The sequence below is a fragment of the Candidatus Competibacter denitrificans Run_A_D11 genome (assembly GCF_001051235.1).
GTDB classification, from domain to species: domain Bacteria; phylum Pseudomonadota; class Gammaproteobacteria; order Competibacterales; family Competibacteraceae; genus Competibacter_A; species Competibacter_A denitrificans.
Genome location: NZ_CBTJ020000045.1, coordinates 101,261 through 113,307, shown reverse-complemented (window position 1 = coordinate 113,307; position 12,047 = coordinate 101,261). Strand labels below are relative to the sequence as shown.

Here is a 12,047-nt window from a genome sequence, read left to right as displayed (position 1 = left end):
GCTATCAGAAACTGGATGTAGTCTTCATCTGTGACTTTCGGTGGGTTCATAACCTTCCTTATCGCTCTTTATCAACCAACTGCGTAACTCCTAATGATGGTAAAATACACCGATTTGTTATAGTGAAGTGTCTCAAGGGTGTCCCTAGAGGGGGCGCTTAGAGATAAGTATTTGGAATGGTTAGCTAATGGGCCTTAAAATCCTGCGCCGTTAGCCCGGCTTGTGGGTTCGAGTCCCACCACCAGCACCATCCCTAGCTTTCTGGCTGACTGTGCGCTTCAACAACGGGCCTGGTTAGCCTTTGTGCGTCTTGAGCAAGTGAGCTATCGGATCAGCCCACTCACGGTAATTCGATGCGCGGTGAGTCCAAATTTCGGCGGAACAGCGTGGCGATGTGGCCGATGCGCTGGACTAGGGTTGCTTCGGCCGCTTCACAAATCTCGACGATCATTGCTTCCCGGTCTTCGCGCTCTTCAGTATTGATCCGAATTTTGACCAGCTCATGATGATCCAGCGCCAGCAAGATTTCGTGCATGACGGCTGGGGTAAGCCCGCCAGCGCCGATAATGACCACCGGTTTGCGATGATGGGCCAGGGCTTTGAGATGACGTTTCTGCGAGTTGTTGAGCGTGGGCATGGGAAGGTCAGATAAAACGCAAGATTCAAACAGTGTAACCGCCCATAAGGGTTTGACGGTAGCCCCCAGTCCGCTAAACGAGGTCAAACTGGATCTGGGCATCATTCTGGTGGTCGGTGGATTATTGCTTCTCATCCAGGGGCGAATCATCGATGATCTAGCGCTGCAATTTTTGCTACTTTTAAGCTATGGATTGCTTGGTATGGCCTGGATCATCGTGCGAGTCCGTCGAGTGATGGCTAAGCTTGATCGTGAGCGCGCGGACGTGTCTGATGGCGCGCAGTAAAAGTAGCAACCGTTGGTTACAGGAACATTTTGCCGACGAGTATGTGCGGCGTGCTCAGCAAGAAGGCTATCGGTCGCGTGCAGTCTATAAGCTACTCGAAATTCATCAGAAGGATCGGCTACTGCGAGCCGGCATGACTGTGGTTGATTTAGGGGCGGCCCCAGGGGGTTGGTCCCAACTGGCCGCTCATCATGTGGGGGTGCAGGGGGCTGTCATCGCGTTGGATGTCTTGCCCATGGAACCGTTGCCGGGTGTCGAGTTTATTCAGGGCGATTTTCGTGAAACGATGGTATTGGACCAATTACTGGAAATGTTGGCTAATCGGCCCGTAGACCTTGTAATTTCGGATATGGCCCCCAATACCAGCGGTATCAAGGCCGTTGACCAACCGCGCGGTATGTATCTGGCCGAATTGGCCTTGGATTTTGCCCAGAAACGCTTGCGCCCCGGCGGGGATTTTCTGGTCAAGGTTTTTCAGGGTGAAGGTTTTGACCCTTTTCTTCAGAACCTCCGTCGAATGTTTGCTGGGGTTGCCCCGCGCAAGCCCAAAGCCTCACGCGCCCGCAGCGCGGAACAGTATTTGTTGGCCAGGAACTATCGCGGATAGTCCGGTCTAAAAACTTCGCCCCAATCGCTTATTTCCCCAGCAATAACCGCGCACATGCGGCAGGGGCCATCAATTTTAGTCTTGCGGTATTTGAGGTACATGCCTTGAACGACATGGTAAAGAATATCCTCTTGTGGGTGGTCATCGCGGTGGTGCTGATGTCGGTGTTCAATAGCTTTGGACCCAAAGTAGCGCCATCGGCCCAGATGTCTTACTCCCAATTCCTACAGGACGCTAAACAAGGGCGAATCGCGCAAGTCACCATTGATGGCCGGGCGATCATGGGGCGGACCAGCGGCGGTGAGCGGTTTACCACGTATAGTCCGGAAACCGATAACAGCCCCATGATCGGCGAGTTACTCAATCACGGTGTGGAGATCGAAGGTCAGCCTCCAGAAAAGCAAGGCTTGCTGATGCAGATCTTCATCAGTTGGTTCCCAATGCTGCTGCTGATCGGCATCTGGGTGTTTTTTCTGCGCCAGATGCAAGGCGGCGGTGCCGGCCGTGGGGCTATGTCGTTTGGTAAGTCCCGTGCCCGCATGATGAGCGAAGATCAGATCAAAGTGACGTTTGCCGATGTTGCGGGTGTCGATGAGGCCAAAGAAGAAGTGGCCGAATTGGTGGAATTCCTGCGCGATCCCGGCAAGTTCCAGAAGCTCGGTGGCAAGATTCCGCGCGGTGTGTTGATGGTGGGTTCACCCGGTACTGGTAAGACCCTGCTCGCTAAAGCGATTGCCGGTGAGGCCAAGGTTCCGTTTTTCTCGATTTCTGGCTCTGACTTCGTAGAAATGTTCGTTGGTGTCGGCGCCTCGCGGGTGCGGGATATGTTCGAGCAAGCCAAAAAACACGCCCCCTGCATCATCTTCATTGACGAAATCGATGCTGTGGGTCGGCATCGTGGCGCAGGCTTGGGCGGTGGACATGATGAGCGTGAACAAACCTTGAACCAATTGCTGGTCGAAATGGATGGCTTCGAGGGCAATGAAGGTATCATCGTCATCGCCGCCACCAACCGCCCGGACGTGCTTGACCCTGCCTTGTTGCGGCCCGGTCGCTTCGACCGGCAGGTGGTGGTGCCGCTGCCGGATGTGCGCGGCCGCGAGCAGATCCTTAAGGTCCACATGCGTAAGGTGCCTCTGGCTGATAATGTTAAGCCGTCGGTGATCGCTCGCGGCACGCCCGGTTTTTCCGGCGCAGACCTGGCCAATCTGGTGAACGAAGCGGCACTATTCGCCGCCCGCGCCAACAAGCGCGATGTGGACATGGACGATTTCGAAAAAGCCAAGGACAAGATCATGATGGGCGCGGAGCGCAAGTCGATGGTGATGAGCGAGGATGAGAAAAAGCTCACTGCCTACCATGAGGCGGGTCACGCTATCGTCGGCCGCTTGGTACCGGCGCACGATCCAGTCTACAAGGTCAGCATCATCCCGCGTGGTCGGGCGTTGGGTGTCACCATGTTCCTGCCGGAAGGCGACCGCTACAGTTACAGTAAGCAGCGGCTGGAGAGCCAAATCTCCAGCATGTTCGGTGGGCGGATTGCTGAGTCAATCATCTTTGGCCCGGAACATGTAACAACGGGCGCCCAGAACGATATTGAGCGCGCTACTGATATCGCTCGTAACATGGTGACCAAGTGGGGCTTGTCTGACCGTCTTGGACCTCTCACCTATAGCGAGGATGACGGCGAGGTGTTCCTTGGTCGCAGTGTCACCCGGCACAAGAATGTTTCGGACGAGACCGCTCATGTGATCGATGAGGAAATCCGCGCGATCATTAATCATAATTACCAGCGTTCCGAACGCCTGCTACGTGAGCGTCTTGATACGCTGCACGCCATGGCTGAGGCTCTGATCAAATACGAAACCATTGATGCTGATCAGATTGACGATCTGATGGCGGGGCGCTCACCGCGTGAGCCAGTGGATGCTGGGACCGACCAGGAACCACCCACGGACGGATCGAAAATCGATTTGGACAAAGGCCGCTCAGACCCAAAGATTGGAGATCCAGCCCAGCAGCATTGAGCGATGCGCCTCGACTGCGCGGGTAAACCGCTCGATCTCACTCAGCCCGTTGTCATGGGGGTACTCAATGTTACCCCCGATTCTTTTTCTGATGGCGGCCGTTTTTTGCGTCTTGACGATGCGCTGCGCCAGGCTGAAGCGATGGTCACCGAAGGGGCAGCGATCCTTGATATCGGGGGTGAATCCACCCGACCAGGGGCATCCATTGTCTCCGTTCAGGAAGAGATGGACCGAGTTCTACCACTGGTAGAGCGATTGGCGCGCGAACTGCCTGTACCGATTTCAATCGATACCAGCAAACCCCAGGTTATGCGCGCGGCGGTCGAGGTCGGCGCCGGGTTGATCAACGATATATGGGCGCTGCGCTTGCCGGGAGCGCTGGAAATCGCCGTCGCCAGCGGCGTGCCCGTCTGTTTGATGCATATGCGCGGTGAACCCGGAACGATGCAGCACCATCCCTGCTATGGTGATGTCGTGGCTGAGGTAAAAGACTTCTTGCGCGAGCGTATTCGGGCTTGCGAGGTGGCAGGTTTGCCACGGCAGCGAATTCTGGTAGATCCCGGTTTCGGTTTCGGCAAGACTTTAGCGCATAATCTCTCGTTGCTGCGGCATGTGAGCAGTTTTACGGAATTAGCAGCCGGGGTTTTAGTGGGCATTTCCCGCAAAAGTATGCTCGGCGCTCTGTTGGCTGTGCCGGTTAGCGAGCGATTAAACGGTAGTCTAGCGGCGGCAGTCATCGCCGCTTGGCAAGGTGCCCACATCATTCGAGCGCACGATGTCCGGGAAACGGTGCAGGCTTTACGGGTTTGTGCCGCCACACTGGCCGCCCTTTGAGGTTGGCGCGGCTTTGCGATTTTTGCCATAACCCTTTTTTGAAGTCGCCAAAGGGTTGTATGCGCGCTTTTCTGCTCCTCGCTATAATCGCTCCTTCGTGCTGGTTTGGAGAGTGTCATCGTGGGTAAACGGTATTTTGGTACGGATGGGATTCGCGGGCGTGTGGGCGACCACCCCATAACGGCTGAGTTCATGTTGAAGCTGGGCTGGGCGGTTGGCCGGGTGTTGCAGACCAAGGGTTTCAACAAAATCGTCATCGGCAAGGACACCCGGATTTCGGGCTATATGTTTGAATCAGCCCTAGAGGCCGGCTTGTCGGCAGCCGGTGTCAATATCGCCCTGCTGGGGCCGATGCCGACGCCCGGTATCGCTTACTTGACCCGGACCTTACACGCCTGTGCCGGTATCGTAGTCAGTGCGTCTCACAACCCCTATTACGATAACGGCATCAAATTTTTTTCTCGGGATGGCCAAAAGTTAGCCGATGAAATCGAAGAACAGATCGAGGATCTGCTAGAGCGGCCGCTGGAAACTGTTGGGCCGGATGTTTTAGGTAAGGCTGAGCGTGTCGTCGATGCCGCAGGACGCTATATCGAGTTCTGTAAGAGTACCGTGCCGTCCTGGACCAGCTTGGCGAGTCTGAAGATTGTGGTCGATTGTGCCCATGGTGCCACCTATCATGTCGCACCGAGCGTATTGAACGAGTTGGGAGCGACCGTGGTGCCGATGGGCGTCTCTCCTGATGGGTTGAACATTAACCAGGATTGCGGCTCGACGAATCCGGCAGTACTTTGCGAGACGGTGAAGGAACAAGGCGCCGATTTGGGAATTGCGTTCGATGGCGACGGTGACCGGGTGATTATGGTGGATCACCGAGGTGAAGTGCTGGATGGCGATGAACTCATGTTCATCATCGCTCGTGACCGTTTGCGTACCGGTAGTCGTTTTAATGGCGTGGTCGGTACGCTGATGACCAATCTTGGATTGGAGATCGGATTACGGGCGCTAGGACTTGATCTGCATCGTGCCAAGGTCGGTGATCGTTATGTCATGGAGCGATTGCTGGCTGAAAAACTCATTTTGGGCGGAGAAAATTCCGGGCATATCATTTGTCTGGATCGGACGAGCACGGGTGATGGCATCATCTCTGCGCTGCAAGTGTTGGCGGCCATGCTGCAATCCGGCAAAAGCTTGCACGATCTGAAGGCCGGTATGACCAAATATCCGCAGATTTTGATTAATGTGTCAGTGACTGGATCTGTCGATTTTCAGCGTGCTCCAATCCTGGAGGCAGTCAAAGCGGTGGAAAGCCAGCTTGGCGATCATGGCCGCGTGTTGTTGCGCCCGTCTGGGACGGAGCCAGTCGTCCGAGTCATGGTCGAAGGCCCAGAAGCTGGCGCCGTTGAGCGCCATGCTCGTGAACTTGCTGGTGTGGTGCGAGATACCTTATCAGCATGATTGATTTCCAAAGGCGGAATTCGTAAGCTTGCCCAGAATTTTTATCGGGAGAAATCACAGATGCGCCGTAAATTGGTGGCCGGAAATTGGAAAATGAACGGTTCGGCGGAAAGTATCCGCGGGCTGTTACAGGGAATCCGTGAAGGCGCCGCCGCAGTTGCGGCCGTCGAGTTAGCCGTGTTTCCACCCTTTGTCTATCTGGAGTCGGTCGAAAAGCAGCTATCAGGCACTACCGTAGGCTGGGGAACGCAGAATCTTTCCGAGCACACTTCAGGTGCTTACACCGGGGAAGTGGCCGGGCCGATGCTGCAAGATTTCCATTGCAAATACGTCATCGTCGGTCATTCTGAGCGGCGCACGTTGTACGGTGAAACCGATCAGGTGATCGCCCGCAAATTCGCTGCCGCCCGCAAGGTAGGCGTTTGTCCGATCCTCTGCGTTGGTGAGACCTTAGAAGAGCGTGAGAAAGGGGTTACCGAGGCCGTGGTTGAACGCCAGATCAAGGCGGTGCTGGACCTGGAAGGCATCGGGCCGTTTGCTGAGGCCGTCATCGCCTATGAGCCGGTCTGGGCCATCGGTACGGGCCGGACGGCGACCTCCGCGCAAGCCCAAGAGGTCCACGCTTTTATCCGCGCGAAACTGGCTGCTTTTGACGCTCATGTGGCCCAGCAGACACGCATCCTTTATGGCGGTAGCATGAAAGCCGCCAACGCCGGTGAGCTGCTGGCCATGCCGGATATCGACGGTGGGCTGATCGGTGGCGCTTCGCTGGAGGCTAAGGAGTTTCTGGCGATTGCCAAGGCTGGCTGTTAAACTGTTGCCATGATTAATACTTTCATTCTTGCAGCGCATACTGTCGTCGCCATTGCCTTGATTGCGTTGGTGCTGGTACAACAAGGTAAGGGCGCCGACGCGGGTGCTGCGTTTGGTAGCGGCGCTTCTGCCACGATGTTCGGATCGCGGGGCGCTGCATCCTTTTTAAGTCGGACTACTGCGGTTTTGGCGACGGTGTTTTTCTTGACCAGCTTGACGCTTGGCTATTTTGCGACGCAGGGGTCGGCACCAAAGAGTGTTGTCGAGCGAATTCAAGTTGAAAAGCCAGTCGAGGTGCCGAAAAGCGGGGGGCCTGCCGACGTGCCGCAGCTACCGAAAAAGTAATAGCAAGAGCGGGCGGTCTCGATTTGTTGATTTATGCCGATGTGGTGGAACTGGTAGACACGCTAGCTTGAGGGGTTAGTGGCGCAAGCCGTGCCGGTTCGAGTCCGGCCATCGGCACCAAATAAAACCGAGCATCTTGGGATAGCGACAAGATGCCATGCGTTCCTCTATCAGGGGGATCATCTTGCATGGGAGAGGGGTAATCTCTACCATGCTGTTTCGCCCGGTCATGGGCGCGGATTGAAACATGTTTATGCGGCGTGATAACTCGAAAAAACAATTCGCCTCGCTTGCTTCGGAGCCGTTCCTCTCCAGGCTGTTAAAGCCGTATGTCAGGCGTATTCACCAAGGCTTGCCTTTTGCCGATGCCTGACTCTCCTAGCGTTTTTTTCCGATTCGCCGTACCGAAGGTGTGACGCTGATGCTCTCAAACTACCTTCCCGTTTTGATTTTTTTGGCCCTTTCGTTTGGAATGGGCGTGTTTATGGTCGCCGCCGGCTATTTTCTAGGCACCCGGCGACCCGATGCCGAGAAGCTGTCACCTTACGAGTGCGGTTTCGAATCGTTCGAAGATGCCCGAATGAAGTTTGATGTACGCTATTATCTGGTCGCCATCCTGTTCATCATCTTCGATCTGGAAATCGCCTTCCTGTTTCCCTGGGCGATTGTGCTCAACAAAATCGGCCTGTTTGGTTTCATTGCGATGGCGGTCTTTCTGGGTATTCTGGTCATCGGCTTCATCTACGAGTGGAAGAAAGGAGCCTTAGAATGGGAATAGAAGGCATTCTTGAAAAAGGCTTAGTTACGACCACGGCCGACAAGCTGATCAACTGGGCGCGCACCGGCTCCATGTGGCCGATGACGTTCGGTCTGGCCTGCTGTGCGGTAGAGATGATGCACGCCGGTGCGGCCCGCTACGATCTGGATCGGTTCGGCATCGTGTTCCGGCCCAGCCCGCGCCAATCCGACGTAATGATCGTCGCTGGAACTCTCTGCAATAAGATGGGACCGGCCTTTCGTAAGGTCTATGACCAAATGGCTGAGCCTCGCTGGGTGATTTCCATGGGGTCTTGCGCCAATGGGGGCGGCTATTACCACTATTCCTATTCGGTGGTGCGTGGCTGTGACCGTATCGTGCCGGTCGATATCTATGTCCCCGGCTGTCCGCCTACGGCTGAAGCCTTGATTTATGGGATTCTCCAGTTGCAAAACAAGATTCGGCGCACCAATACCATAGCCCGTTGAGAATAAACTCCATGGCTGACGCGCTCCAAACCCTAGTGGAAAAACTGCAAACCCGATTCGGGGACGCGCTTCATGAGTGTCGGCTGGATTACGGTCAAGTCATGATCGAAATTCCGCCTGATCAAGCGCTAGCGATCTTTACCGCCTTGCGCGATGAGCCTGAATTTGCGTTCGAACAGGCAATGGATGTGTGCGGCGTCGATTACGCCGCATACGGTGAGGTGGAATGGGCGACCGGCGAATCCACCAATACCGGGTTTAGCCGGGGAGTTGAGGAAAAAACTATCGGTCGTGGTGCAGCCGCCATCCGCCATGTCGATGGCAAGATCTTCGCCGGTAAAGGCCGTTTTGCCGCCGTGTATCAACTGCTATCGGTGTCCCGCAATCAGCGTTTGCGGGTGCGAGTGTTTGCCCCTGATGACGAATTGCCGGTTGTACCCTCTGTGATCGGCTTATGGGCTGGGGTCAACTGGTTCGAGCGGGAAGCGTTTGATTTGTATGGCATCGTGTTCGAGGGGCATCCCGATTTGCGGCGGATTTTGACCGATTACGGTTTTGTCGGCCATCCGTTCCGCAAGGATTTCCCGCTGAGCGGCAATGTCGAAATGCGCTACGATCCAGAACGCGGCCGCGTGGTGTACGAGCCAGTCAGTATTGAGCCGCGCGTGCTGGTTCCTCGGGTCATCCGTAAGGATAACCGCTACCTCGAGTCTCAATGAAGGAAAGCCGCCGATGCCTGAGATTCGTAATTACACCCTGAATTTTGGACCACAGCATCCCGCCGCGCATGGCGTATTGCGTCTGGTCTTGGAACTGGATGGCGAAGTAGTCCAGCGCGCCGATCCACACATCGGCCTGCTGCACCGGGCTACCGAGAAGCTGGCCGAGAGCAAGCCTTTCAACCAGAGCATCGGTTACATGGATCGGCTCGATTACATGTCGGCCATGAGCAACGAGCACGCCTATGTGCTGGCTATCGAAAAATTGCTCGGTATCCAGCCGCCGATGCGCGCGCAATACATTCGCGTGATGTATGCGGAAATCACCCGTATCCTCAATCATTTGCTGTGGATCGGCGCGCATGGTCTCGATATCGGTGCCATGACCATGTTCCTCTACGCCTTCCGTGAGCGTGAGGATCTGATGGACTGCTACGAAGCGGTTTCTGGCGCACGGCTTCATCCCAGCTATTTTCGACCGGGTGGGGTGTATCGCGATCTGCCGAATATCATGCAGAAATACGATTACGCCACGTCACCTTGCCATAGCAAGAAAGAGGTTGATGAGCGGAACGCTACCCGGCAGGGTTCGTTGCTCGATTTCATTGAGGCATTCACCGAGCGGTTTCCCGGTTACGTCAATGAGTACGAAACCTTGTTGACCGATAACCGTATCTGGAAGCAACGCACTGTCGGTATTGGGGTAGTCTCACCCGAACGCGCTTTGCAACTGGGTTTTTCCGGTCCCATGCTGCGTGGCTCCGGCTTTGCCTGGGATTTGCGCAAAAAACAGCCTTACGAAGTCTATGATCGGCTGGATTTCGATATTCCAGTGGGTGTTAACGGTGACTGTTATGACCGTTATTTGGTGCGGGTCGAGGAGTTACGCCAGTCCAATCGTATTGTCCGACAATGCGTCAAGTGGCTGAAGGAAAATCCAGGGCTGGTCATCATCGACGATTACAAGATCGCACCGCCACCACGAGCGGTGATGAAAGAGGATATGGAAGCGCTGATTCATCATTTCAAGCTGTTCACCGAAGGCTATTGTGTGCCCGAAGGGGAGGTCTATGTCGCGACCGAGCACCCGAAAGGTGAGTACGGCATTTATCTGATTTCCGATGGCGCCAATAAGCCTTATCGGCTTAAAGTGCGGGCCGCCGGATTCGCGCATCTCTCGTCGATGGACGAAATGACGCGCGGCCACATGTTGGCCGACGTGGTGGCTGTGATCGGTACCCAGGATATCGTTTTTGGAGAGGTTGACCGCTAATGAGTGTACGCAAGAGCGATCTGCTGTCCGCCCACGCCCGCGCGGAGATCGATCACTGGCTTAGCCGTTATCCTGCCGAGCAAAAACAGTCGGCGGTGCTGGCCGCCCTGCGCGAAGTGCAACACGAAAACGGCGGCTGGCTGAGCACGGAGTTGATGGATGCGGTAGCCGACTATCTGGACATGCCGTCCATTGCTGTTTACGAGGTCGCCAGTTTCTACTCGATGTTCGAGCTAAAACCGGTTGGCCGCCACAACATCGCGGTGTGTACCAATATTTCCTGCATGTTGCGTGGCGGCGAAACCGTGCTCGCCCACATCGAGAAAAAATTGGGGATCAAGCTCGGCCAAAGCACACCGGACGGCAAGTTCTACCTAAAGCGCGAAGAAGAATGCCTCGCTGCCTGTTGCGGCGCGCCTATGATGCAGGTCGATCATGTGTATTACGAGCATCTGACCCCGGAAAAGGTGGATCAAGTGCTGGACAGCCTGGAGTAATCCACGATGGCCAACGAAGTTTGTTATCGGACGCTCGGTCTAGATCAACCCTGGTCACTTGCCACTTATCGCAGTGTGGGTGGGTATGAGGCTTGGCAGAAAATCCTGGGCGGGCAACTGAAACCTGATCAGGTGATTGACGAAGTTAAGAAATCCGGTCTGCGGGGCCGTGGCGGTGCCGGGTTTCCGGCGGGCTTGAAATGGACGTTCATGCCGCGCAATGCCACGATACAAAAATATATGGTGTGTAATTCCGACGAATCGGAACCTGGCACTTGCAAAGACCGCGATATCCTGCGCTTTAATCCGCACGCGCTGGTTGAGGGGATGGCGATTGCCGCTTTCGCAACCGGTTCCACGGTCGGCTATAACTACATGCGCGGCGAATTCATGGACGAGCCGTACCAACGGTTTGAAGCAGCGGTCAATGAGGCGTATGCCGCTGGTCTGCTGGGTAAGAATATCCAAGGTTCAGGTATCGACTTTGATCTATATCCGACATTGGGCGCTGGGGCTTACATCTGCGGCGAGGAAACGGCCTTGCTGGAATCGCTGGAGGGTAAAAAAGGCCAGCCGCGTTACAAGCCGCCGTTTCCTGCCAGTTACGGCCTCTATGGTCGGCCGACCACCATCAACAATACAGAGACCTATTCCTCGGTCCCTTCGATCATCCGCAACGGTGGCGAGTGGTTCGCGGCGCTAGGTGTTCCCAATGCCGGCGGTACCAAAATTTTTTCAGTGTCCGGCCATGTCGAGAAGCCAGGCAACTTTGAGGTTTCGATGGGGATTCCCTTCGCTGAACTGCTCGCCCTGGCGGGTGGGATTTGGCAGGGACGGCAACTGAAGGCTGTGATTCCGGGTGGCTCTTCAGTACCGGTTGTACCCGGTGAGATCATGTTAAAAGCCAACATGGACTACGATTCGGTCGCTAAAGTCGCCGGCTCGATGCTAGGATCAGGCGCCGTGATCGTGATGGATGAGACCACCGACATGGTGAAGGTGTTGCAGCGGGTTTCCCGATTCTATTACTCAGAGTCGTGTGGCCAATGTACCCCGTGCCGTGAAGGGACTGGCTGGTTATACCGGATGGTGACCCGTATCGTTGAAGGCAAGGGGCGGCCAGAGGATCTGGAGCTATTGGATAATGTCGCCAGCCGCATTGAGGGCCGCACGATCTGTGCTCTCGGTGATGCTGCTGCGATGCCGGTACGCAGCTTCGTCAAGCATTACCGCCACGAGTTTGCCTATTACATCGAACACAAGCGCAGCATGGTCGAGGGCGCGTCGGCACAGGCCGCGTGAGATC

General features: G+C 55.5%; 14 protein-coding genes and 1 tRNA gene. 14 read left to right on the top strand and 1 reads right to left on the bottom strand.

The genetic code is table 11. From position 1 onward, the window contains the following. Positions 1-340: 340 nt before the first annotated feature. Positions 341-637, bottom strand: a complete 297-nt coding sequence (yhbY, locus tag BN873_RS11045) for a ribosome assembly RNA-binding protein YhbY (protein WP_048673646.1) — start codon at positions 635-637, stop codon at positions 341-343. Between yhbY and BN873_RS11040 the strand changes: the two genes are divergently transcribed. From BN873_RS11040 to nuoF, 14 genes are all read left to right on the top strand, one after another. Further along, complete coding sequence (locus tag BN873_RS11040) at positions 636-923, top strand: hypothetical protein (RefSeq protein WP_048673645.1); 288 nt, start codon at positions 636-638, stop codon at positions 921-923. The two genes, yhbY and BN873_RS11040, sit on opposite strands and share 2 nt — an antisense overlap. After that, positions 910-1,530 (top strand): 23S rRNA (uridine(2552)-2'-O)-methyltransferase RlmE, encoded by a 621-nt coding sequence (gene rlmE, locus BN873_RS11035; protein WP_048673644.1) that lies wholly within the window; start codon positions 910-912, stop codon positions 1,528-1,530. Before BN873_RS11040 ends, rlmE begins: the two co-directional genes overlap by 14 nt. A 113-nt stretch (positions 1,531-1,643) precedes the next feature. Further along, positions 1,644-3,557, top strand: coding sequence for an ATP-dependent zinc metalloprotease FtsH (gene ftsH, locus BN873_RS11030; RefSeq protein WP_197613645.1), 1,914 nt, complete (start codon positions 1,644-1,646; stop codon positions 3,555-3,557). Positions 3,558-3,560: 3 nt separating this feature from the next. Next, a complete protein-coding gene (gene folP / locus BN873_RS11025; RefSeq protein WP_048673642.1) occupies positions 3,561-4,391 on the top strand; it encodes a dihydropteroate synthase in 831 nt (276 codons plus the stop codon). A 120-nt stretch (positions 4,392-4,511) separates the two neighbouring features. Next, the gene (gene glmM / locus BN873_RS11020; protein WP_048673641.1) at positions 4,512-5,849 is read left to right on the top strand and encodes a phosphoglucosamine mutase; all 1,338 of its coding nucleotides are present in this window, start codon (positions 4,512-4,514) and stop codon (positions 5,847-5,849) included. 60 nt (positions 5,850-5,909) lie between these two features. Further along, a complete protein-coding gene (tpiA, locus tag BN873_RS11015) occupies positions 5,910-6,662 on the top strand; it encodes a triose-phosphate isomerase (protein ID WP_048673640.1) in 753 nt (250 codons plus the stop codon). A 9-nt stretch (positions 6,663-6,671) separates the two neighbouring features. Then, entirely contained in the window at positions 6,672-7,007 is a 336-nt protein-coding gene (secG, locus tag BN873_RS11010; protein WP_048673639.1) for a preprotein translocase subunit SecG, read from the top strand. A gap of 35 nt (positions 7,008-7,042) precedes the next feature. Continuing rightward, positions 7,043-7,127 (top strand) — tRNA-Leu (locus BN873_RS11005). Positions 7,128-7,428: 301 nt separating this feature from the next. Next, the gene (locus tag BN873_RS11000) at positions 7,429-7,785 is read left to right on the top strand and encodes an NADH-quinone oxidoreductase subunit A (RefSeq protein WP_048673638.1); all 357 of its coding nucleotides are present in this window, start codon (positions 7,429-7,431) and stop codon (positions 7,783-7,785) included. Next, a complete protein-coding gene (locus tag BN873_RS10995; RefSeq protein WP_048673637.1) occupies positions 7,776-8,252 on the top strand; it encodes a NuoB/complex I 20 kDa subunit family protein in 477 nt (158 codons plus the stop codon). The genes BN873_RS11000 and BN873_RS10995 overlap by 10 nt, the downstream gene beginning before the upstream one ends. 11 nt (positions 8,253-8,263) lie before the next feature. Next, a complete protein-coding gene (locus BN873_RS10990; RefSeq protein ID WP_048673636.1) occupies positions 8,264-8,971 on the top strand; it encodes an NADH-quinone oxidoreductase subunit C in 708 nt (235 codons plus the stop codon). Positions 8,972-8,984: 13 nt separating this feature from the next. Continuing rightward, positions 8,985-10,244: an NADH-quinone oxidoreductase subunit D gene (locus BN873_RS10985; protein WP_048673635.1), complete on the top strand. Its 1,260-nt coding sequence runs from the start codon at positions 8,985-8,987 to the stop codon at positions 10,242-10,244. After that, the gene (nuoE, locus tag BN873_RS10980) at positions 10,244-10,741 is read left to right on the top strand and encodes an NADH-quinone oxidoreductase subunit NuoE (RefSeq protein WP_048673634.1); all 498 of its coding nucleotides are present in this window, start codon (positions 10,244-10,246) and stop codon (positions 10,739-10,741) included. The genes BN873_RS10985 and nuoE overlap by 1 nt, the downstream gene beginning before the upstream one ends. A 6-nt stretch (positions 10,742-10,747) precedes the next feature. Next, positions 10,748-12,043: an NADH-quinone oxidoreductase subunit NuoF gene (gene nuoF, locus BN873_RS10975; protein WP_048673633.1), complete on the top strand. Its 1,296-nt coding sequence runs from the start codon at positions 10,748-10,750 to the stop codon at positions 12,041-12,043. Positions 12,044-12,047 lie beyond the last annotated feature (4 nt).